Below are 23302 nucleotides of genomic sequence, written 5' to 3'. Positions count from 1 at the left end.
CGATGCGCGACGAGTTCGACGAGCCGCAACCGGCGCTTGAAACCACGCCGGCAGCCGGGACATCGGCTGCCGAGGTGCCGGCTACGTTGTTGCCGCAGGTGCCCGCCGGTATTCAGCTGTTGAACCGCGATTTTCTGACCGATGTGGTGAACATTCCCGACGGGTCGATCGACCTGATCCTGTGCGATCCGCCTTACGGGCTTGGCAAGGATTATGGCAACGACTCGGACATGCGAAGCGGCGACGATTTTCTTGCCTGGACGCGTGGTTGGCTCGAACTGGCTATTCCAAAGCTCAAGCCATCGGGTTCGCTCTACATTTTCTGCACCTGGCAGTACGCGCCGGAAATCTTCAGCTTCCTGAAGACAAAACTCACGATGATCAACGAAATCATCTGGGACCGGCGTGTGCCGAGCATGGGCGGAACCGTGCGCCGATTCACTTCGGTGCACGACAATATCGGTTTTTTCGCGGTGTCGAAGGATTACTACTTCGATCTCGATCCCGTCCGCATCCCGTACGATGCCGTCACGAAGAAGGCGCGTTCGCGTAAGTTGTTCGAGGGTAGCAAGTGGTTGGAGCTTGGCTATAATCCGAAGGACGTCTGGTCGGTGTCGCGATTGCATCGGCAGCATGCCGAACGCGTCGACCACCCGACCCAGAAACCTCTGGAAATCGTCGAGCGCATGGTGTTAGCCACTTGTCCGAAGGGCGGGCGCGTACTCGACCCGTTCATGGGCAGCGGCACCACCGCAGTCGCTTGCGCCCGCCAACAGCGCGAATTCGTCGGCTATGAGATCAATGAAAGTTACTGCGCGATAGCGCGCGAACGCGTCAGCGCCGCCGCCGCTCCGCCGTTGCCACGCCGGGCCAGGACAAAAGCCAAGGCTAAAGCGCCGCAGCAGGCCGAAGTGCAATGAGCGATGCGCGGTAAGCAGCCGCGCAGTGACTTTAATCCGAGAAATTTCCATGTCCCGTGTCAAGAATACGTTTGCCGCGCTGTCCGCCCAAGGTAAGAAGGGTCTGATTCCGTTCATGACCGCGGGTGATCCGGATCCGGCTCGCACGGTCGAGTTCATGCATGCGCTCGCCGCCGGCGGCGCGGATGTGATCGAACTTGGCGTGCCGTTTTCCGACCCCATGGCCGATGGTCCCGTCATTCAGCAGTCGTCCGAGCGTGCCCTGGCGCAAGGCGTGTCGCTGCGCAGCGTAATTGCCGACGTCAAGCGCTTCCGCGAGACAAATGACACGACGCCGGTCGTGTTGATGGGCTATGCCAATCCGGTCGAGCGCATGGGTGTCGATGCCTTTGCGAAAGCGGCGGAAGAGGCGGGTGTCGACGGCGTCCTGATTGTCGATTACCCGCCGGAAGAGTGCCGTAACTTCGCTGAAAAGATGCGATCCTCGGGTATCGATCCGATTTTTCTGCTGGCCCCCACGTCCACGGACGAGCGCATTGCGGAAGTCGGCAAAATCGCCAGCGGCTATGTCTACTACGTATCGTTGAAAGGGGTGACCGGAGCGGGAAATCTGGACGTTTCCAGCATCGCGAGTAAAATCCCGGCCATCAAGTCGCGCGTACCCCTGCCGGTAGGCGTCGGTTTCGGCATCCGCGACGCGCAAACTGCGCGTCTGGTCGCCGAGGTGTCCGATGCCGTGGTGATCGGCAGCCGTATCGTGCAATTGCTCGAACAGGCGGCCCCCGAAGCCGCCGCCGAAGCGCTCACGCGTTTCGTCGCAGAGGTGCGCGAGGCGCTCGACGGTGCCGCGACTGCCCGATAACAGTTATTTTTGTCGTCTGTAGTGTGAGCGGCGGGTTGATCCCCGCCGTTTGCGCGACCGTTGACTCCAGAAGGATTCACTATGAGCTGGCTCGATAAGCTGCTGCCGCCGAAAATCAAACAAACCGACCCGAAGAACCGCAAGGGGATTCCGGAAGGCCTGTGGATCAAGTGCCCGTCGTGCGAAGCCGTGCTGTATCGCAATGACGTCGAGGCTAATCTGCACGTTTGCCCGAAGTGCGACCACCACATGCGCATCGGCGCCCGTGAGCGGCTCGACGGCCTGCTCGATCCGGAAGGCCGCTACGAAATCGGCCAGGAAATCGTTCCGGTCGATGCATTGAAGTTCAAGGACAGCCGCAAGTACCCGGATCGCCTGAAAGAGGCGATGGACGACACCGACGAAACCGATGCCATGGTCGTGATGGGCGGCGCAATCCACACACTGCCGGTGGTCGTGGCCTGCTTCGAGTTCTCGTTCATGGGCGGCTCGATGGGTTCGGTGGTTGGCGAGCGCTTCGCGCGCGGCGCGCAGAACGCGCTCGAACAGAAAGTGCCGTTTATCTGCTTCACGGCTTCGGGCGGTGCGCGCATGCAGGAAAGCCTGTTGTCGCTGATGCAGATGGCGAAGACGACGGCCATGCTGACCAAGCTCGCCGAAGCCAAACTTCCGTTCATCTCCGTGCTGACCGACCCGACCATGGGCGGCGTGTCGGCAAGTTTCGCCTTCCTCGGCGACGTGGTGATCGCCGAGCCGAAGGCGCTGATCGGCTTTGCCGGCCCGCGTGTGATCGAGCAAACCGTGCGCGAGAAGCTGCCGGAAGGCTTCCAGCGCGCCGAATTCCTGCTGACGAAGGGCGCGGTCGACATGATCATCGACCGTCGCAAGCTGCGTGAAGAAATCGCGCAATTGATGGCGCTGTTGAGCCACCAGCCGGCTGATGCGGTCGCATAAGCGACACGTCGCCCTTCTGAGCGAGCGTGCTTAGTCAAGCGCGACCGCCGCCAGAGGGCAATAAAAGCAGTAAAAATAGCGCGCCGCGTGAGCAATCAAGCGGCGCGTTGTCATTTCCAGGATAATCACGGTCTCGCAACGCAGCGCCGACTCTCTGCGCTGCCGGGCGATGTTTCTGCGCATAAAGTGCCCAGCGGTGCAGGCCAGGACGACTCGGCCGTCGCCGCCAGGCTACCGCGAGACAAACCGCCTGTTCGCAACGCCGCTTAACCGATTCACTCGCGATTCACCTCATGACGACATTCCCGACCCTCGAAGCGTGGCTCACGCACCTTGAATCCGCGCATCCGGTCGGCATCGACATGGGTTTGGAGCGCATCACCCAGGTACGCGACGCGATGAAGTTGTCGTTCGACTGTCCGGTGATCACGGTCGGCGGCACGAACGGCAAGGGCTCGACGTGCGCGATCCTTGAAGCCATTCTGCTGAAATCCGGATTCACGGTTGGCTGCCATACGTCGCCGCATCTGCTGTCGTTCAACGAGCGAGCGAGGGTGAACGGCGAGATGGCCAGCGACGCCGAACTCCTGCCGCATTTCGAAGCCGTCGAGACCGCACGCATGAGCCTCGCAGAGCCGGTCACGCTGACTTATTTCGAGTTCACGACGCTGGCGATCATGAGCCTGTTCGCCTCACGTGGACTGGACGCGGTGATTTTCGAAGTCGGTCTTGGCGGCCGTCTGGACGCGGTCAACATCCTCGATACGGACTGCGCGATCATCACCAGCATCGATATCGATCACACGGAATATCTCGGCGACACGCGCGAGAAAATCGGCTTCGAAAAAGCGGGCATTTTTCGTCCGGGCAAGCCGGCGATCTGCGCGGACCCGGTGCCGCCGCAATCGCTGATCGATCACGCCGAGAAAATCGGCGCGGAGCTGTGGTTGTTCGGCCGCGATTTTCGCTATGAAGGCCAGGCGGGTAGCGAGCGTCAGCAGTGGAGTTACGTCGGCCCGACCATGCGGCGCTCGGCGCTCGCTTACCCGGCGTTGCGCGGCGCGAATCAGTTGATCAACACTTCGGCGGCGCTTGCGGGGCTCGAATCGCTACGCGACCGCTTGCCGGTCTCGGCACAGGACATTCGCCTCGGCCTCGCCAACGTCGAGCTGCCAGGCCGCTTCCAGGTGTTGCCGGGCAAGCCTGCCATCGTGCTGGATGTCGGCCACAATCCGCACGCAGCCGCGGTGCTATCGCAAAATCTCGGCAACATGGGATTTTTCCCGTACACCTATGCCGTGTTCGGCGCGATGCGCGACAAGGATATTGCCGGCGTGCTGACGCATCTCAAGGGCGAAATCGACCACTGGTGCGTGACCGATCTGCCGACGCCGCGGGCCGCCTCGGCAGAAGACCTGGAGCGGGCATTGCGTGAGCAGGGCGTGGACAACGGCACCGATAGCAGCGTGACGCGTTACGCGACACCGGCAGAAGCCTACCAAGACGCGCTAAAACGAGCGTCAGAGAATGATAGAATCGTGGTTTTCGGCAGTTTCTATACGGTAGCAGGCGTGATGGCCTACCGTAAATCGCAGCAACACTGAACGGGCGCCAGGCTCGAACCAAGCGATTCATGGGAATTTTCTCGTTCGGCAAGAAAGACGACGCGCCTACACGGCGCGGCGCAAATACCAGTTCCACCCGGGCCGCTCGTGGTGAGCGCGTGGAGCGGCGAACCCGCCGCACGGAGCGCACGGTCGACGCCGATGCGATGTTGCTCGACCCTACGTTGCCGGAAAAGCAGCGTGCGCGGCGGCGCCTCGTCGGCGCGATCGCGATGGTCGTAGCGGCTGTCGTCATCCTGCCGATGGTGCTCGACTCGCACCCCAAGCCGGTCACGAACGACATCTCCATCGACATTCCGAACCGCCCGGCGCCGAAACTCGCGAAGGGCGATGACGATACGCAGGCCGGTGTCGCGCCCGACAACCCCGCTGCGCCCGACGCATCGCTCGCCGCCTCCGGTCTCGCGCCGGCTACGGCTGCGGCGCAAGCGCAGTCCGGCAGTACCACCAAACAGCAAAGCGCGGATACGGGCACAGCAGCGCCGGCCACTAAAGCGGCTACTGCGAAACCGCAAGCGCCCGCCGTGGTGGCCAACACGACGCCGGCCACGCCCGTCGCTCCGGCCAAACCGGCCGCGAAACCCTTGGTCACGCCGCCGGTCACCCATAGCGCCGCGACCACGCCGGCCCCGGGCACGGACGACACGAACACCGCCGCAGCCAGTGCCAATGCGAATTCCGGCACGCCGGCATCGCCGGCGGGCAGTCGTTTCGCGGTCCAGTTGGGCGCCTTCGCGAACGACACCAACGCAAGAAATTGGGCGGCCAAGTTGAAAGCGGCCGGAGTGCCCGCATATACCGAACATCGGAAGCAGGCAGACGGCTCGACGCTCACGCTGTTGCGCGCCGGTCCCTTTGCCGACCGTGCAGCGGCCACCGCCGCGATTGCGAAAGTTCGTGAGGCCGGCTTGACGTCGGGCGCGAACAGCGGCACTGCACAGTAAGCCAGCGATGTTCACGGCCTTCGACTACGCTGTAATGGCGGTGATCGGTTTGTCGGCGCTGCGCGGCACATGGCGCGGCTTTTTGTCTGAGATATTTGGGCTGATCGGCTGGATCGCGGCTTTTTTCATTGCTTGCCGCTTCGTCGGTTACGTCGTGCCGTTTATCCCGTCCACGTGGCCGGGTGGCGCGTTGACCCAATGGCTGCTGGCCTTTGCGCTGGTGGCGATCGGTGTGGTGCTGGTGGCGAGCGTGTTGAATGCCCTCCTGAGCCGCATCGTGCAGGCAAGCGGCTTGAGTGGCGTGGACCGCTCGCTCGGTTTGATGTTCGGCCTCGTGCGCGGGGTCATTCTGGTGCTGATTCTGGTCGCCCTCGCTGGCTTGACCGAACTGCCCCAACAGGAATTCTGGCGCAACGCCTTGCTGCGACCTTACGCGGTCGAGGGCGTGCACGTAATGAAACCGCTGCTTCCCGAGACGCTTGCTGCCTACGTCCGAGTGTGACGATCAGGTGAGTGCTCAAGGAAACGCAGCAGGACTCCGGCGCAAACCGGCTGCCTGTACGTACCGTCGAGTACGCCCGAAAGGTCCGCTTGGGGGCTTTTGCAGGCACCGATCGCCATGACGAATTTCGTACCTTTGAAGGACATGCCATGTGCGGCATCGTAGGCGTAGTTTCCCACTCTCCGGTCAATCAGCTGATCTATGACAGCCTGCTGCTTCTGCAGCATCGCGGTCAGGACGCCGCCGGCATCGCGACAGCGAACGGCAGCAACTTCCACATGCATAAGGCCAACGGCATGGTGCGCGACGTGTTCCGCACGCGCAACATGCGTAGCCTGCCGGGCACGACCGGTATCGGCCAGGTCCGTTACCCGACCGCCGGTTCCGCCTCGAGCGAAGAAGAAGCCCAGCCGTTCTACGTGAACGCGCCGTTCGGCATCATCCTCGCGCACAACGGCAATCTGACCAACTGGCAGCAGCTGAAAGACGAGATGTTCCGCGTCGATCGCCGCCACATCAACACGAACTCCGACACCGAGGTCATGCTCAACGTGCTCGCGCACGAATTGCAGCTGTCCAGCTCGGGCCTGCAACTCGACCCGGCGGCGTTGTTCAAGGCCGTGTCGGGCGTGCATCGTCGGGTGCGCGGGTCGTACGCGATCGTTTCGCTGATCGCCGGTTACGGTCTGCTCGGCTTCCGTGACCCGTTCGGCATTCGTCCGTTGTGTCTCGGCAAGCAGGAAACCGCGGAAGGCGTCGAGTGGATCCTGGCGTCGGAATCGGTGGCGATCGAAGGTATCGGTTTCGAATTCGTGCGCGACATCGCGCCGGGCGAGGCGATTTTCATCGACATCGAAGGCAATCTGCATTCGCAGCAATGCGCGACGAACCCGAGCCTGAACCCCTGCATTTTCGAACTCGTGTATCTCGCGCGTCCGGACTCGGTGCTCGACGGCGTGCCGGTCTACAACGTGCGTCTGCGCATGGGCGACTACCTCGCCGAGAAGATCAAGCGCGAATTGCCCGATGTTCCGATCGACGTCGTGATGCCGATTCCCGATTCGTCCCGTCCTGCGGCGATGCAAGTCGCGAAGAAGCTGGGCGTGGAATACCGCGAAGGCTTCTTCAAGAATCGTTACGTCGGCCGTACCTTCATCATGCCGGGTCAGGCTGTACGCAAGAAGTCGGTGCGTCAGAAGCTGAACGCCATGGGCATCGAGTTCAAGGGCAAGAACGTGCTGATCGTGGACGACTCGATCGTGCGCGGCACCACCTCGCATGAAATCGTGCAGATGGCGCGCGATGCTGGCGCGAACAAGGTGATCTTCGCCTCGGCAGCGCCGCCGGTGAAATTCCCGAACGTCTACGGTATCGACATGCCGACGCGCGGCGAACTCGTCGCACACGGCCGCACGGACGACGAAGTCGCCCGCATGATCGGCGCGGACCACCTGGTGTATCAGGACGTCGACGCGCTCAAGCAAGCGGTGCGCGACATCAACCCGGCGCTGAGGGAATTCGAAGCCTCGTGCTTCGACGGCAACTACGTGACGGGCGACATCACCACCGAGTACCTCGACCGCATCGAAACCGCGCGTCTCGCACCGTCCTCGCAATCGGACCGCGATGCCGCGAGCGATGCAATCGACGGCGGTGCGCCGGCACGCTCGCAATTGCATCTGCAATTGTCGGTCGGCTGATGAGCGCTCGTAGCGTGGCGCTGCACGCCACGCTACGAGCGTGTTAGCATGATGGCTTGCGTCGATTTGATCTCAGCTTGCGGACGCGGGGCAACCCGAAACAGCTAAAGCGAAAGGTGGGAAAGCCGCACTCATCCGCCTCCGCTCCAGCTTTACCCCGCACATGAAGCCCGCTTATGCCGACGCAAAAGCGGGCTTTTTTGTTGCTGCCGTTTGGCATCGCGCTCCTGTGTCACACGGAATCGCGCACCGAACGCAGCCATGAAACATTGGAAACCAGAACCAACATGGACGACTCCCTGAACTTCGATACGTTGGCAGTCCGCTCGGGCACGGCGCGCAGCGACTTCAACGAGCATTCGGAAGCGATCTTCCTGACTTCGAGCTTCGTGTTCGCGAGTGCCGCGGACGCCGCCGAAAAATTCAAGAACTCCGAAGACAACTACACCTACTCGCGCTTCACGAACCCCACGGTCTCGATGTTCCAGGACCGCCTGGCTGCGCTCGAAGGCGGTGAAGCCTGCATGGCGACGGCGTCGGGGATGGCCGCGATCATGTCGGTCGTGATGTCGACGCTGCAGGCGGGCGACCATCTGGTCAGCTCGCAGGCGCTGTTCGGCTCGACGCTCGGCATGTTCTCGCAGATCTTCACCAAGTTCGGCATTACGACCACCTTCGTCGATCCGACCGATCTGGACGCGTGGAAAAATGCCGTGCGTCCCGAGACGAAGATGTTCTTCCTCGAAACACCGTCGAATCCACTGACCGAAGTGGCGGACATCGCGGCGATCAGCAAAATCGCCAAAGCGGCGAACGCGATCTTCGTGGTCGACAACTGTTTCTGTAGCCCGGCGCTGCAACAGCCGCTGAAGCTCGGCGCCGACGTCGTGATGCATTCGGCCACCAAGTTCCTCGACGGTCAGGGCCGCGTGCTCGGCGGCGCGCTGGTCGGCTCGAAGCAGTTCATCATGGAAAAGGTCTTTCCGTTCGTGCGCAGCGCCGGCCCGACGCTGTCCGCGTTCAATGCATGGGTGCTGCTCAAGGGCATGGAGACGCTGTCGCTGCGCGTCGACAAGCAGTCGGCGAATGCGCTGGAAATCGCGCGTTGGCTGGAATCGCATCCGGCCGTGAATCGCGTGTTTTATCCGGGTCTTGCGTCGCATCCGCAGCATGAACTGGCGATGCGTCAGCAGAAGTCGGGCGGCGCGATTCTTTCGTTCGAGTTGAAGGGCGACACGCCCGAGCAGATGCGCGCGAATGCCTGGCGCGTGATCGACAGCACGAAGATCTGCTCGATCACCGGCAACCTCGGCGACACGCGCACCACGATCACGCATCCGGCCACCACCACGCATGGTCGCGTGACGCCGGAAGCGCGCGCGGCGGCTGGCATCACCGAAGGCCTGATTCGTCTCGCAGTGGGGCTGGAAAACGCAGCGGATGTGCGTAGCGATCTGGAGCGTGGTCTGGCGGGTTGAACGCCTTTTTAGACCTGAGAGAAAGCGGGCCGCTCGTTCAAAGACGGCTCGCGCAGCGGAAACTCAGTGGCGCAACGCGCGCCACTGACCGGGCGCCAGCCCAAAGCGCCGCGTGAACGCATGCGTGTACGCGCTCTGATCGCCGAAGCCGATTTCCAGCGCGATCTCGCTCAACGAGCGTCGTGGATCGGCGAGCAAGGTGATCGACGTATCGAGCCTCAAACGCTGCAGATAGCGATGCGGCGTCTCGCCGAATGCGTCGATAAAAAGCTGATGAAAACGGCGTATGCCGAAGCCGCAATGCGCGGCGAGGTCGGCGATTCGCAGCGGGTCCGACATATGCACCCGCAACCATCGGTCGATACGCGCGAAGTCCAGGCCCGTGCCGCCAGCTTGCGTGCCGGCCGTGGTACCGGCATCCGCGATCAGGGCAGCGCCCAGGCGGGCCGCTGCGTCCCAATGAAACCGCCGCGTGGTCAAATCGCTGCCAGGTGCACCGTGCGTGGCGTGCGCCGCGATCCGATCGACCAGTTGCGTGAACGAGGCGTCGACCGTCACGGCTCGCGCGCGATCGAACAAGCGCTCCGGCACCGCGAGCGAATTGACCGGCAAGTCCAGCACCAACTGCCGATTCTCGCCGACGCCCGCGTAATCGTGCCGCGAACCCGCCGGCACGAGCCAGGCGGCGCCGGCGTCGATCTGCTGTGTGACACCGTTCACCGCCATCACCATCGCGCCGTCGAGCCCCAGCACGACCTGATGAAAGTCGTGCACGTCCGACGCTTCGATTGCGCTGAAGCGGCGCAGCGAAACGCTAGGGGCGGTGACGGCGGCGTGGCTCATCTAACGGTGAAAAATGACAAAACGGCGAAAAACTTAGACGTCGAGCAATTCGACTTCGAACACGAGCGTCGCGTTCGGCGGAATCACGCCGCCCGCGCCACGCACGCCGTAACCGAGTTGCGGCGGAATCGTCAGCTTGCGCGTGCCGCCGACCTTCATGCCTTGCACGCCTTCATCCCAGCCCTTGATGACCATGCCGCCGCCCAGCACGAAGGCGAACGGGTCATTGCGGTCTTTGCTCGAATCGAACTTCTGGCCGTCGGTCAGCCAGCCGGTGTAGTGCACGCTGACGGTCTTGCCAGCGACGGCTTCAGTGCCGGTGCCTTCAACGATGTCTTCATACTTCAGGCCGGAATCGGTAGTCACGGTCGACATAGGTCGCTCCTCAGGTCAAAAACGTAAAAACCGACATTGTAGGCGTGTTGGCGCTCGGTCGGCGAGGATTGCGCGTGGCACGCGGATTGCGTCCGGAATGGCCATCCGGCCAGGGTGTTCGTGCCGGATGCCGTGCCTATAATGGGGCTTCTTTCAATCATCATGCACTGCCTGAGAGGGCTCGATCGTGACAACGTCTTCAACCGGAACTGCTGGCGAACAGCCGGTTCCTTCCGGCTTCGCCGTCTCCGAACGCACCGCGTATCTGCGTGCGGAAACCGCGCTGTTCATGCGCGATCACGTGCTGTCGCTGGTATCGCACGACCTGCGTGGTCCGTTGAATGCAATTCACAGCTGGGCCTACGTGCTCGAGCGCAAGCTCGACGCGAACGACCCCAACGCACAGCGCGCCGTCACCGGCATTCGCAGTGGTGTGGATCAGCAGGTCAAACTGCTCGAGACGATCGTCGACGCCACGCGCGCCGAAACCAAATCGCTGGCGCTCACGTATGCGCCGTTTCCGCTGCATCCGCTACTCGACGAGAACGTCGAAGAAGTCCGCTCGGAGCTTGCGCGCCGACGCGACGTGGAACTCCAGGTCGATTCACAACTCGGCACCGAGCAACTAAATGGCGATCGCACGCGTCTCGCTGCCGCCTTGTGGCTGATGCTCACTTTCGCCGTGGAAGCAAGCGTGGAGGGCGCCACTGTCAAGCTGGTAACGCGCGCCGACACGAGCGCGTGGCACGCTGCCGTCACGTACGACGCGAACGCTACGGCACTCAGCGATCCGGCCTTGCCACACGTGCTCGAAGCATTTGCCCGCAAACAGGCGGGCGAGCCGCGCGAAGCGAAGCGCATCGCCTGGGTTCTCGCGTTGTGCAAGCGCGTTGCGGAAGCGCATGGCGGCGCTTTCGAGCAGATCGATGCGACCACAGGCGAGCCGGCCACGCTCTCGCTACGCATTCCGTTGAGCGCGACCGCTGCCAGGTAAGCGATCCGACTTGACCGCGCGTGTACGCGATTAACTTTTCACATGGCTTTCACGCTCTATACTGACAACTTTTGTTGCCGGAGCTTCTCGCTTTGATCCAGGTTGTCGCCCTTATCGGTGCGTTGTTTCTCGTTGCCCTCAACGGTTTTTTTGTCGCCGCTGAATTCGGCCTGGTCAAACTGCGGCAGACGCGGGTGCAAAGCCTTGCCGCCAAACACGGTATGCGCGGCCGTCTGCTCGCCAAGGTGCACGGGCGTCTCGACGCATACCTGTCCGCCTGCCAGCTCGGTATCACGCTGGCCTCGCTCGGGCTTGGCTGGATCGGCGAACCCGCGTTTGCCGAATTGCTCACGCCGGTTTTCAGCTTGCTCGGCGTCGAATCGGAAAAGCTGATCCACGGCATTTCGCTGTTCTTCGCGTTTTCGTGCATCTCGTTCCTGCATATCGTGGTGGGCGAACTCGCACCGAAGTCGTTGGCGATTCGCGAGGCGGAGAAAGTCTCACTGTGGGCCGCCACGCCGCTGTACGGTTTTTACTGGGCGATGTATCCGGCGATCTGGGTGCTCAACTCGAGCGCCAATGCGGTGCTGAGGCTCGCGGGCCTCGACGCCGACCACGGTCACGACTCGCATTATTCGACCGACGAACTCAAGCTGATCCTGCGCGGCCGCCGCGCCAACGTCGCGACCGAACTGGGCTCGCCCGATGGCGCGTACAGCCAGGACGAGTGGAACACCATCGCTCATTCGCTCGATTTTTCGCGTATGACCGTGTCGGACCTGATGCGGCCGGCCCACGAAATGATCGGCTTGCGGCGCGATCTGCCCTTGCGCGAAAACATGCAGATGGTCGCGCAGCATCGCTTCAGCCGTTATCCGTTGTTTGAAGATGCGGCGGGCGAACGCGTGGCCGGCATGATCCATCTGAAGGACTTGCTGTTGGCGCGCCACGCCGGCAGCACGCTCGACGATCTCTCCAAATACGCGCGGCCCGTGCAATACGTGAAGCCCGACATGCCGGCGCTCGAACTGTTCCGCCGCTTCCGCAAGGGCGCGCCGCATTTCGCGTTGGTCGGTCACAAGAATTCGAAGCCGATCGGCTTCCTCACGCTCGACAATCTGCTGGGCGCGCTGGTTGGCCAGATTCACGACGAATTCCGTCAGGGCGACGCCGACTGGACTCGCATGGACGACGGCACCTTGATGGGCAAGGGCAGTTTGCCGGTGGTGTCGCTGGAACGCGCGCTGGGGATCGATATCGACGAAGGCAAGGCCGAGTCGGTTGGCGGTCTGGTGATTCAGGCGCTGAACGATTTGCCTACTGAAGGGCAGCGCGTCGAATTCGATCGCTTCGATGTCGTCGTCAAGAAAATGAAAGGGCCGCGGATCGTGCTCGTGCGCGTTTATCCGAAGACTTTCGACGACGAGGGCGGCTAACGCGCGATGGCGGAAGGTGGCGCGAATCGTGTTTCAGGTGCCTCACCGCTCAAGTAGAATTGTCGTCCTCACCGTCCCTCGGGGACTTGCTTCGCGGCGCACGAGGGCGACATGGGATATCTACTGGTGCTGAGCGTCGGTTTGCTGGCCGGCACATTGAGCGGCGTGATCGGCACCGGCTCGTCGATGATGTTGATGCCCGTGCTCGTGGTTCTCTACGGGCCGCAGCAAGCCGTGCCGATCATGGCGATCGCCGCGATCATGGGCAACTTCGGCAAGGTGCTGGCGTGGTGGCGCGAGATCGACTGGCGCGCCTGCGGTGCCTACTGCGTGACCGCCGTGCCGGGCGCGGCGCTGGGCGTGCGTACGCTGCTTGCGTTGCCGCCGCACGCGGTCGAAATCGCGCTGGGGCTGTTCTTTCTCGCGATGGTGCCCACCCGGCGCTGGCTCGCGCGTCGAGCGATCAAATTCTCTCTCTGGCAACTCTCCCTGATCGGCGGCGTGGTGGGCTTTCTCACCGGCATCGTCGTGTCCACGGGGCCGATCACGGTGCCCGTGTTCATGTCGTATGGCCTCGTCAAAGGTGCGTTCCTCGCTACCGAAGCAGCCGGTTCATTGACTGTCTACGCCGCCAAGGTCGCGGTGTTCAGTCACTTCGGTGCGCTGCCTTGGCATGTCGTGATCGACGGCCTGATCGTCGGCTCCTCGCTGATGATCGGCTCGTTTGCCGCGCGGACGATTGTCGTACGCATGAGTCCCGCGACCTTCAAACTGGTCGTCGACGGCTTGATGCTGTCTTCGGGTCTGTCTTTGCTGTGGGCAGCGGCCCGATAAAGCGATGCGTCAGGTCGATCACGGCGATCCATTCGTCAGCCGACAGACGCCTCGAACACCCTTCGATAATTGCCGCCGAGAATCGCGCCCACTTCCGCCGGCGAGAATCCGGCGAGCAGCAGCGCACTGGCCAGATCGGGCAACTGCTCATAGCTGCGGAACACCGGCGGCGAAATGAACCCGAGCATGTCCGTGCCGAGCCCGACATGCTCCACGCCGACCAGATCCGCCATGCGCTTCACGCCCTCGGCCATCCCATGCAAATCCTTGAACGTGCCTGAGCTTGGCCACACGCCGATTACGCCACCGGTACCCGCGATCGCGCGTGCGTGGTCGGGCGTGATGAGACGGCTGCGCGCGCCCGGATGGCTCGCCAGAGCGGAGTGCGACAGCACCAGCGGTCGGGTCGACGTGTCGGCGGCGCGCTTCACGAGATCATAGGTGCCGTGCGCGACATCCACCACTATCCCCAACGCATTGCAGCGGCGTATGACGTCCGCGCCGGCATCGGTGAGACCGCCATGCACGGGCGGCTCGGTCTGAATATCGCCGAGCTCGTTCACGCGATAGTGCGTCAGCTGCAAATGCCGTAACTGATACTGCGTATAGGCTTCATCGACGCGATCCAGCCGGCCTTCGAGAAAGTCCCCGCCTTCGGAGGCAATGATGACGCACGGGCCGAGCGCGCCGGATGCGCTTAACGCCGCAGCGTTCGTCACCACGCGCATCTGTTCGCGCTCGATCAACTGATGCGCGCGCTGGAATTCGGTCTGCCCGAGCGCATACAACTCACCGGGCTCCGGCTCGCGCCACGCCTCGAAGCGCTTGCGGTTGTCCGAGACACGCGTGACGGTCGTATCGGTGACGATCGCGAGACACACGACGTTCATTCCGCCAGCTCGCATCGGCTTCGCGAGCGGGACGAACGGACGGCGCGCACCGATTGCGGGATCGCGCGACACGATTACGCGGCCGGCGTGCGTGTGCATATCGATGGTAAGCGTGCCGGCGGGTGCCTGCCATGTCGGCTTATCGTTGCCGGCGGCGACTGGCGTAGCGTTGTCTTGAGTCTCGGTGTAGCCCGCGAAGCGGCCGGGCGCGCAGGCCGTCAGCCCGAGCGCCGCGCCAGAAGCGAGAAACGCTCGCCGGCTGAAGCTGCGCAGCGGCACGGCGGGCCGCTCGAGCAACACGGCATCGATCAACCGATACCGCCAGCCCGCCGGATCATCGAGCAGACGCACCAGTTGGCCGCGTAGCGTCACGCTCTCGGCCTGCAAGGCCACCGGCACGGCCGCCTGCACCTCGACCGACATCGACGGATTGCGCGGCACGCAGCCCCCGCAGCAGGGCTCGTCGGCGCCTAGCAAAAAGTAATCGGCGCGCCCGGCTTGTGGATCGAGCGGAATCATCCAGCCCGCGATGACGACGATCGTGTCGTGCAGCGTGTCGGCGTCGCCGGTGCGGATCATTGTCCAGTCGATAGTCACGGGTGCTCCTCTCAAGGGAGACGGCGGGGCGACTTGCGAGCCGGCGTGGCGCGGCTCTTCTCCGCGGTCAGCGTGCCGACCATGCGTTCCACGAGCTTCAACGCTTCGGCCTTCAGCGCAGCGGGATCGTCGGCGCCATCGAGCAGCTGGGCTGCTTCGCACACCATGCTGCCGATCATGCGCGCGGCAAGGTACGCGTTCATGCGGGCTTTCTCGCTGCCGGCGTGCGACGCCGTCAGCGAATGAATCAGCAGGCCATACACGTGTGTCTCTTCGATCTCGCGGGAGCGCGCCGCACCAAGCACAGCGGGCGCGGTTTCGATGACGAGTTGCCGATACACCGGCTCGCTACAGACTTCCAGAAATTCGCGGATGCCTGCGCTGATGCGCTTCGCCTTCGACGCTGCCGCGGCCGCGGTTTTCACCCTCGATGCGGCCGAAGCCTGTAGCGACTCGATGAGCGCATCGAAGAGTTCGGCTTTGTCGGCAAAGTGGTGATAGAACGCGCCGCGTGTCACGCGCGCGCTGCGCGCAATGGCTTCGATCCCAACCTGCTGATAGCCCTCCGCGGCAAAGAGCTCGGCTGCCGCGCTGATGAGCGCTTGACGGGTAGCGTCCGCGTACTCCTCGCGGCGGGATTTGGGCGGCGCGTCTGCGGTCGGCATGAGGTCGAAATTTGTCTCTTGATTTTTCACATCCTGATTGTAGTATACATACACGATGTATGTGAAAATCTCTGTGGATGTGGAATCGAGCTCATCGCAGGGACGTAAACGAACGGCGCCGTCAATCAGCCATACATTCAGGAGTAGATCAACATGGCCTCAGCAGGACAATACGTTTCGCCTACGGCAGAGCAACTCGCCAACGCGCAGAAAGCCGTCCAACAGTTCGCGGCGGAGTGGCAAAACCCCGTCGCCGACAATTTGCGAGTTCTGATGCACGAAGACACGCAAAATCTGATTCCCCCTATGACCGAACCCGCCAATCGGGAGGGCGTGGTGGAACATTTCCGTCAGGTGTTGGCCCAGCTTCCAGACCTGAAAGTAGACGTGCTTCAATGGGCGCCGACCGGCGACGCTGTCATGATCGAATGGCAAGCGTCGGCCACCGTGGCGGGAGAAAAGCTCAGTTGGCTCGGCGTCGACCGTTTCAATCTGCGTGGCGACCGGATGTATAAAGGGCAGGTGTATTGGGACACGCGACGTGTTGCGGAGCAGATGGCCGAAGCGGTCAAACGGGCACAGCAACAACCGAACGCCTGAGCGGGGCGTTGCATCATTTTGCAAAAGCCCATGATGAAAAAGGCGGTTAAAGCGCGTGCGCTCTAACCGCCTCTATTTCGCCGGCATACCAACCATCAACTACGCGGCACCCCGTCCTCCACCAGCACCGCGACCGGCATGGCGCCGAGTGCATCGCGCAGAGACAGCAGTCCGTTTTCATCGACCTTGGGTGCGGCTGGACTCAGCCAGTCGAACAACGCACGCGAGGACAGATCGGACGGCATCTCCACGGCGGTGTCGGCCCATGCTTCGGGATCGATCATCGGCACATCGCCTTGCTCGCCGAGCAGAGCGTCAGCGAGCCGACTCGCCACGACGACAGCCCAGGCGTTGCCGTGCCGTCGCGCGAACGCAATCACATTCGCTGCATGCGTGCCGCGCACGGTGAGCGGCAGATACTCGCTCTGACTGAGTAGCTCCGGCAAATGCGCGCGCAATGCCAGCACGCGCTGGATCACCGCGAGCTTGACGCGTCCATCGTGCCAGCTCGACAGGAACTCCGAGGGCGGCGTTTGCACGAGCATCGCCGCGCGCTTGCCGAAATCGACGGGCCGTCGGTTGTCCGGATCGACCAGACTGAAGTCCCACAACTCGGTGCCTTGATAAAGATCGGGAATCCCAGGCGATGCGAGCCGCAACACAGTCTGCTGCAAACTATTGAGCGCACCGGCGCGGCTAATTCGTGCGACGAACGCGGCCAACTGTTTTAGAAACCCGTCGCGTCGCTCGGGCGCCAGAATGTCGAACAGGAAATCTCGGCAACCGGCCTCATACGCTTCGTCCGGAGCGAGCCAGTTGGTTTGCAGCTTCGCTTCGCGCAGCGCCTTCAGTTGCCATTGTGCGACGCGTTCGGCCAGTGCCTCGACGCCTTGCGCGTCGTCCGGTCGCAGGTCCAGCGGCCAGCAGCCGACCAGCGTCTGATACAGCATCGCTTCGGCGGCGGGGCCGGGCGCCCAGTCGTCCTCGGCGTTACCGGCCGGTTTGCCATCGAGTGCACGCCGATACGGCGCGTTCAGCGTAGACCATGCGCGCAGGATCGCGCTCCACTCCGGCGCGATTTCGCTCAGAACCGCAAGCCGCGCCCGCACGTCCTCACCGCGTTTGTGATCGTGCGTAGCGGTGGCGAGCATCGCGTGAGGAAAACGCTGCGAGCGCTCCAGATTCGCCGCATGAAACCGGTCGACCGACAGCGAAAACTCGCCGGGGTCCGAGCCGACCTCATTGCGCGACAGCAAGCGGCCATAGCGATAGCACGCTGTGTCTTCCACGGCTTTTGCCGCGACCGGCGCGGTCAACTGCGAAAAGAGCGTTTGCGCGGTACGCCGCGAAGAACCCGCATGAGTCGGCGGCGCGGCGTTCGGACCTAACGGCGACGGCGTGCCGGGACGACCGGCCGGCGTTTCCTCTGCGCTGCCGCCGAGCCACGCATTCACGCGATCGAGCACGACATGATCCGCGCGCGACAGCGACTGCCGTGCGCCTTCGAGCGCCTGATCGAAATAGACGTTATCGGTGGCGCTGCGCAGGCTGTTCTGCGGATAGACGCGGTACACGGGGAAATGCACGACCAGTTCCGTCAGCACGCGACGCAGCGTCGTGAAAGTGAAATCGCGCGTGGTCAGCGAGTCGCGTGCAATGCGATGCAACGCACGGGCGGCCCGATCCAGTTCCGCCGAGAGATTTTCCGCAAGGATCTTGCGGCGGGCCGCCACTGCTTCATCCTCGAAACGGGGACTACGACCGGTGATGTCGGTCCATGTTTGCGCGAGCGGTTCGGCACCTGCCGGGTCGTGCAGCAATGCGCCCACGTCGCTCATGAAATCGTAGCCCGTCGTGCCGTCCACGGGCCAGTCGTCGCGCAGCGGCTCGCCACGGCCGAGAATCTTTTCCACCACGACATACGGTGTCGTGTCGCGCAGTTCCGTGAGACGCTGGCGCAAGCGCTGACAGTATTCGCGCGGCTCGGCGAGACCGTCCACGTGATCGATTCGCAAGCCGTCGATCAGCCCTTCCTGATACAGACGGAAAATCAGCGCGTGCACGGCGTCGAATACTTCGGGGCGCTCCACGCGCACGCCGGCCAGTGTCGAGATGTCGAAGAAGCGCCGCCAGTTCACCTCGTCGGACGCGGTGCGCCACCATGCCAGCCGGAAATGCTGCCGCTCGATCAACCGATGCAAGCGGTCGCGTGTCACCGGATCGCCGGGCGCATACGCCTGCAGTGCGATCCCGATTGCCGAGTCGCCGTGCTGTCTGACGAACTCGCGCAGTGTCTCGCGTCCTTCGGCGGCGCGCGGATGATCGGCAGGTTGCGTCGTCAGACCGTGGAAACGTTCGGCGAGCGCGCTGAGGTCCGCGCGATCGGCGCTTTGCAGAATCGACGCGTAATCGGTCGGGCACACAGGGAATACATGTGGGCCATAGCCGATGTAAAAGCGGCCCGTGTCGGCGTCGAAATGCAGCGCGATGCGACCCGCCGCGAGTTCGTCGCCGTAAGACGCGCCGAGCGTCGGCACCAGCACTTTGCCGCGCAACGCCGGGTCGGGCGAATGCCAGTCCACGTCGAAATGGCGCGCATAGGCGCTGTGACGGCCCCATTCGAGAATATCGAGCCACCACGCGTTACTGGAGCCGCCCACGCCCATATGGTTCGGCACCATGTCGACGATCAACCCCATGTTGTGCGCGCGCAGTTTGTCGACAAGGCGCTTGAGGCCCGCCTCGCCGCCGCATTCGGCGCTGACCTGGGTGTAATCGACGGTATCGTAGCCGTGCATCGAGCCGGGCTCGGCCGTCGTGATAGGCGACGCGTACACGTGACTAATGCCGAGCGCGGCGAAGTACTCGACGTGCTTCGCGGCATCGTCGAAGGTGAAGCCTCGGTGGAACTGGAGGCGAAGCGTGGAGCGCGGAACGGTCATGGCGTATCAGGCTCCGAAGAAGCGTTGGAAGAGGGAACGGCAGCGGGCACAACATCGGCTGACGCGCGGCGCTCGCGATCGACTGCGAGCAGGCGGTCGCAGAACGCGTCGTCGTCGAATAGTTCGTCGACAGGCAGACTCACACGGCGGCGCCAGTTCGGATGCTCGTCGATCGAGCCGGGCAGGTTCGGCTGTTCGACCAGCCCGAGCAAATCCTCGAGCGGAAACGTGACCAGCGGACCGGGCGTCGCGGCGACGAAAGCCAGTGCTTCATCCACCGGCGCGCTATCGGGCGGCGGCGCAGCGACATCCGGCGCAGCCACGCCGGCTTGCTGAAAGGCGTGCCACAACTCGGCGCGGTCGTGCGCGCGTTCCTCCTGCGCGACTTCTTCGGCATCGCGGCCATCGGCGCGCGCCATCGTCTGGCCGATCCTGTTGCGCCACGTGATGTCACTGCCGCGCCACCAGCCGGCGATTGTCGGCAGATCGTGTGTGGTGGTAGTGCCAACCGCATTGCGGTCCCATTCGTGTGGCGGCTTGAAACCCTTGCCGCCGTGTGCGCCTTCGAACCACAGCACGCGAATGCCGGCGAGGCCATGTTCGTCGAGCCGCTCGCGAAACCCGGGCGGCACGGTGCCGAGATCCTCGCCGATCACGATCGCGCGATGCCGCCACGATTCGAGCGCGATCAGCCGCAGCAGGTCTTCGAGCGGATAGCGCAGATAGGCGCCGTGGCGCGCGCTTTCGCCTTCGGGCACGAGCCACAGGCGCCGCAAGCCGAGAATGTGATCGATGCGGATGCCGCCGGCGTGCGCGAACGCCGCGCGCAACATATCGATAAAGGCAGAGAAACCTTGGGTGCGCATGGCGCGCGGTGAAAAGGTGGTGAGGCCCCACGCTTGTCCCGCCTGGTTGAACAGATCGGGCGGCGCGCCGACCGAGACGCCTTGCAGCATGTCGTCGCGATACGACCACGCATGGCTGCCGGCGCTATCGCATCCGACCGCGAGGTCGGCGATCAGGCCGACGGCCATGCCGGCCTCGTTCGCCGCGTGCTGCGCATGCGAGAGACCTTTGGCGGCGAGCCATTGCATGAACAGATGGAAATCGACCTCGTGACGATGCGCCTCGGCGAAAGCCTCGACCTCCGGACTGCGCGGATCGCGCAGCGCCTCGGGCCAGTTGCGCCAATGGCCGTTGCCGCCTTCCTGCGAAAGCTGATCCGCCTGTAGCGCTTCGAAACGCGCGTGATCTTCGAGCGCACGTCCGGCGCGCTCGCAGAAACCGTGGAATTCCAGCGCGCGTGCCGTCTGCCTCGCGCGGTCCTGCTTGCAGAACTGTTCGTACAGGTGACGCAAGATCTTCAGCTTGAGCACGACCGCGTTCGGCCAATCGATCAACGGCAAGGTTTCGAGTTTCGTCCACGTGCCGGTGCCCTGCACCGCGTCAAGCGCAGCACTGAGGGCGTCTGCGCCGAACACGGCGGCGGGGTCGATATGCGTAACGTTCAACCACAAGCGCGACGACGGCGAATACGGACTGAAACGCTCGGGCTCCGCGCTGAACATCGCGTGAGTCGGACTGACGGCAAGCGCATGCGCGCCACGTTGCGCGCTGTGCACGGCGAGTTGCGCCAGCGACGAGTAATCGCCGATGCCACCGTCGCCCGTACGACGCAAGCCGTAAAGCTGCGCGGCGATGCCCCATAGCGGAGGCGCGTTGCTGTCTTCGTTACCCGGCAGCGTGCGCCATGCGTCGGCGACGGTAAAGCAGCGTGGCGGGGCGACGGCGAGCGTCACGCGCTGGTCGTTGATCACGAGCGTGTGATAACCGGGTTCGTCGATCGGCGCGAGTAGGGCTTCCTCGCCTTTGGGCGCCGTAAAACGGCCGTCGATGATCGAGCCGCTTTCCAGTTCGATTCGATAATGACTGCCGGATTTGATTGCCGCGGCGGGCAACGCGATACCTCGGCCCACTTCCGCGGTCATGAGCGGTGGCAATTTGCGGCCGGACAACTCGGCATCCAGCGCGGCGGCGCTCTGGCGGATTTGCGTGGCGTTGCCGCAAGGCAAGCCCATGCGTTCGAGCAGCACGGCGAGCGTGGTCCCCGGCACATGCTGGGTGATGTGATGCGCGTCCTGCCACTGCACCTCGAAGCCGGCGCGCGTGGCGAGTGTGACGATCGTGTCGCTGGGGCGTCGGGTAATCACGCGTGGCGCTCCTGTTGGCCCGCGATGCGGGCATCGTGGCCGATGGCATAGTCGCTGACGTCGCCGGTCAGCCAGGCGACGAAGGTATTCGGCGGCAGCACGTATAAGCCGATTTGATCGCGTACACGCGGCGGTGTTTCGAAGATCATCTTGCCGGGCGGCACGTCGGTCAGCCGGACGTCTTCTTTCGACAGATTCAACGCGATCGAAAGCGTTTCGCCATCGCCCAGTTTCCAGCGGGCGATCAGCGCATGGGCATCTTCGCCATTCGCCGCGCTCAGCACCTTGGCGCCGAGCGCCTTGCCATGCTTCAGACGCGGCGTGATCAATTTGGCCCGCACGGCCAGCGCGGATTTGTAGAAGTGCAGCCAGTCAAGCCGGTCTCTCGCCGCTTCATCGCTGAGTTCCGATGACTGTGGGGAGTCCGGCGGCGACGATGCGGCGAAAGTCTTCACATCGTTCGGATCGGGAATCTGCGCGCGGCGCTGTTCGTCGCTGAACGCAGAAAAGCGCGCGAATTCGCGTCGCCGTCCTTCGCGTACGGCGTCGGCCAGATCGCCGGTGTAATCGGTGAAAAACAGGAATGGCTGCGTGGAGCCGTATTCCTCGTCCATGAACAGCAGCGGGATCTGCGGCGACAACAACAGCAAGCCGGTTGCCGCGCGCAATGCGTCGTCGGACGTGAGCTTGCGCAACCGTTCGCCGAATGCGCGATTACCGATCTGATCGTGGTTTTGCAAAAACATCACGAACGAGGTCGGCGACAGATGTCCACTCGGCTCGCCGCGTGGCTTGCCGTCATGAATCGGCGACGGGTCGCCCTGGTACGCGAAACCTTCCGACAGCACGCGGGCGAGCCGCCGGATCGGCTGGTCTTCGTAAGCGTGGTAGTAGCCTTCGGTTTCGCCTGTGAGCAGCACGTGCAGCGTGTTGTGCGCGTCGTCGTTCCATTGCGCGTCGAAATGCGTCTCCAGCAGGTTCGCGCTGTTGTGCTCATTCTCCAGCACGAGATGCACCTGCCGGCCGTGTTGCACCTTGGTGCGGATATGGTCGGACAATTCGCGCAGCCACGCATGATTGTCGATCGCATGCACGGCGTCGAAACGCAGCCCGTCGATGCGATATTCGTTGATCCAGTAGACCGCGTTATCCGTAAAGAAGTCGCTGACTTCGCTGCGCTCGAAATCGATGGCCGGCCCCCAAGGCGTTTGCGTGCCTTCGCGGAAGAACGAGCGGGCGTATTCGTGCAGATAGTTGCCGTCGGGTCCGAAGTGGTTGTAGACCACATCGAGAAAGACCATCAGGCCGAGACCGTGTGCGGCGTCGACCAGCGCTTTCAGTTCATCCGGGCGGCCATAAGCGGAGTCGGGCGCGTATGGCAGCACGCCGTCGTAGCCCCAGTTGTGCTTGCCGGGAAAGTCGTTCAGCGGCATCAGTTCGATCGCGGTGACGCCGAGCGCAGCGAGCGCCGGCAGGCGCTTCTGTACACCCGCGTAACCTCCCATCGTGCCGACGTGCAACTCGTACAGCACTGTTTCTTCCCACGGGCGGCCATGCCAGTTCGTGTGTTCCCAACGATAAGCGCGCGGGTCGATCACTTCGCTCGGCCCATGCACGTCCTGCGGCTGGAAACGCGAGGCAGGATCGGGCACCGCATGTTCGCCGTCTAGCCGGAAGCGATACAGCGTGCCCGCGCCGCTCTCGACGGTCGCCTCGAACCAGCCATTGCCGGCAGGCGCCATCTCATGCGCGCCTTGGGCCGGTCCAGTTTCCACGTCGACGTGCACGGTCTTGCACGAAGGCGCCCAGAAACGAAACCGCGTGCGCGGCTTCGTGCCCGCCGCGCCCAGCAACTGTGCGCCGAACGGCAGGCAATGCGCGTGATGATGCGCGTGAGGATCGATCGGATTGTCGGACATGATTCATCACCA

19 protein-coding genes are annotated in these 23302 nt (G+C 63.3%); 12 read left to right on the top strand and 7 right to left on the bottom strand.

Features of this window, described 5'->3' with window-relative positions:
- Nucleotides 1-2: 2 nt before the first annotated feature.
- The 8 genes from FQ705_RS01855 to FQ705_RS01820 all read left to right on the top strand — a co-directional run bounded on the left by FQ705_RS01855 (nt 3) and on the right by FQ705_RS01820 (nt 8985).
- Entirely contained in the window at nt 3-920 is a 918-nt protein-coding gene (locus tag FQ705_RS01855; protein ID WP_144137774.1) for a DNA-methyltransferase, read from the top strand.
- 49 nt (nt 921-969) lie between these two features.
- Complete coding sequence (gene trpA, locus FQ705_RS01850; RefSeq protein WP_144137773.1) at nt 970-1782, top strand: tryptophan synthase subunit alpha; 813 nt, start codon at nt 970-972, stop codon at nt 1780-1782.
- 81 nt (nt 1783-1863) lie between these two features.
- A complete protein-coding gene (accD, locus tag FQ705_RS01845) occupies nt 1864-2736 on the top strand; it encodes an acetyl-CoA carboxylase, carboxyltransferase subunit beta (protein WP_144137772.1) in 873 nt (290 codons plus the stop codon).
- A 293-nt stretch (nt 2737-3029) separates the two neighbouring features.
- Nucleotides 3030-4340 carry a bifunctional tetrahydrofolate synthase/dihydrofolate synthase gene (folC, locus tag FQ705_RS01840; RefSeq protein ID WP_144137771.1) on the top strand — a complete coding sequence of 437 codons (1311 nt, stop codon included), beginning with the start codon at nt 3030-3032 and terminating at the stop codon, nt 4338-4340.
- A 29-nt stretch (nt 4341-4369) separates the two neighbouring features.
- Nucleotides 4370-5305: an SPOR domain-containing protein gene (locus tag FQ705_RS01835; protein ID WP_144137770.1), complete on the top strand. Its 936-nt coding sequence runs from the start codon at nt 4370-4372 to the stop codon at nt 5303-5305.
- A gap of 7 nt (nt 5306-5312) precedes the next feature.
- Entirely contained in the window at nt 5313-5807 is a 495-nt protein-coding gene (locus tag FQ705_RS01830) for a CvpA family protein (RefSeq protein ID WP_144137769.1), read from the top strand.
- Nucleotides 5808-5956: 149 nt separating this feature from the next.
- The gene (gene purF / locus FQ705_RS01825) at nt 5957-7507 is read left to right on the top strand and encodes an amidophosphoribosyltransferase (protein ID WP_144137768.1); all 1551 of its coding nucleotides are present in this window, start codon (nt 5957-5959) and stop codon (nt 7505-7507) included.
- Nucleotides 7508-7794: 287 nt separating this feature from the next.
- On the top strand, nt 7795-8985 hold the full coding sequence (locus FQ705_RS01820) for an O-succinylhomoserine sulfhydrylase (protein ID WP_144137767.1): 1191 nt from the start codon (nt 7795-7797) through the stop codon (nt 8983-8985).
- A 63-nt stretch (nt 8986-9048) separates the two neighbouring features.
- On the opposite strand, the gene FQ705_RS01815 is transcribed toward FQ705_RS01820, so the two are convergent.
- Both FQ705_RS01815 and FQ705_RS01810 read right to left on the bottom strand, forming a co-directional pair.
- Entirely contained in the window at nt 9049-9828 is a 780-nt protein-coding gene (locus FQ705_RS01815; protein WP_144137766.1) for a helix-turn-helix transcriptional regulator, read from the bottom strand.
- A gap of 33 nt (nt 9829-9861) precedes the next feature.
- Entirely contained in the window at nt 9862-10203 is a 342-nt protein-coding gene (locus FQ705_RS01810) for an FKBP-type peptidyl-prolyl cis-trans isomerase (RefSeq protein ID WP_144137765.1), read from the bottom strand.
- Between the two features lie 187 nt (nt 10204-10390).
- Here FQ705_RS01810 and FQ705_RS01805 point away from each other — a divergent pair, with 187 nt between their 5' ends.
- From FQ705_RS01805 to FQ705_RS01795, 3 genes are all read left to right on the top strand, one after another.
- Complete coding sequence (locus FQ705_RS01805) at nt 10391-11197, top strand: sensor histidine kinase (protein ID WP_144137764.1); 807 nt, start codon at nt 10391-10393, stop codon at nt 11195-11197.
- Nucleotides 11198-11289: 92 nt separating this feature from the next.
- Nucleotides 11290-12633 (top strand): hemolysin family protein, encoded by a 1344-nt coding sequence (locus FQ705_RS01800; RefSeq protein ID WP_144137763.1) that lies wholly within the window; start codon nt 11290-11292, stop codon nt 12631-12633.
- Nucleotides 12634-12744: 111 nt separating this feature from the next.
- Entirely contained in the window at nt 12745-13467 is a 723-nt protein-coding gene (locus FQ705_RS01795; RefSeq protein WP_144137762.1) for a sulfite exporter TauE/SafE family protein, read from the top strand.
- A 35-nt stretch (nt 13468-13502) separates the two neighbouring features.
- Here the strand turns inward: FQ705_RS01795 and FQ705_RS01790 are convergent, their stop codons facing one another.
- Nucleotides 13503-14954 (bottom strand): dipeptidase, encoded by a 1452-nt coding sequence (locus tag FQ705_RS01790; RefSeq protein WP_144137761.1) that lies wholly within the window; start codon nt 14952-14954, stop codon nt 13503-13505.
- A gap of 11 nt (nt 14955-14965) precedes the next feature.
- The gene (locus FQ705_RS01785; protein WP_144137760.1) at nt 14966-15619 is read right to left on the bottom strand and encodes a TetR/AcrR family transcriptional regulator; all 654 of its coding nucleotides are present in this window, start codon (nt 15617-15619) and stop codon (nt 14966-14968) included.
- 153 nt (nt 15620-15772) lie between these two features.
- Here FQ705_RS01785 and FQ705_RS01780 point away from each other — a divergent pair, with 153 nt between their 5' ends.
- The gene (locus FQ705_RS01780) at nt 15773-16219 is read left to right on the top strand and encodes a nuclear transport factor 2 family protein (protein ID WP_144137759.1); all 447 of its coding nucleotides are present in this window, start codon (nt 15773-15775) and stop codon (nt 16217-16219) included.
- A 95-nt stretch (nt 16220-16314) separates the two neighbouring features.
- Here FQ705_RS01780 and treY read toward each other — a convergent pair whose 3' ends face one another.
- From treY to treZ, 3 genes are read right to left on the bottom strand one after another with little or no spacing between them, the layout of a single operon-like run.
- A complete protein-coding gene (treY, locus tag FQ705_RS01775; RefSeq protein ID WP_144137758.1) occupies nt 16315-19161 on the bottom strand; it encodes a malto-oligosyltrehalose synthase in 2847 nt (948 codons plus the stop codon).
- Nucleotides 19158-21371: a 4-alpha-glucanotransferase gene (gene malQ / locus FQ705_RS01770; RefSeq protein WP_144137757.1), complete on the bottom strand. Its 2214-nt coding sequence runs from the start codon at nt 21369-21371 to the stop codon at nt 19158-19160. Before malQ ends, treY begins: the two co-directional genes overlap by 4 nt.
- On the bottom strand, nt 21368-23290 hold the full coding sequence (gene treZ, locus FQ705_RS01765; RefSeq protein ID WP_144137756.1) for a malto-oligosyltrehalose trehalohydrolase: 1923 nt from the start codon (nt 23288-23290) through the stop codon (nt 21368-21370). Before treZ ends, malQ begins: the two co-directional genes overlap by 4 nt.
- Nucleotides 23291-23302: the final 12 nt, after the last annotated feature.

The sequence above is a fragment of the Paraburkholderia sp. BCC1884 genome, assembly GCF_900996225.1.
GTDB lineage: Bacteria > Pseudomonadota > Gammaproteobacteria > Burkholderiales > Burkholderiaceae > Paraburkholderia.
This window is presented reverse-complemented; position numbering and strand designations above follow the sequence as displayed.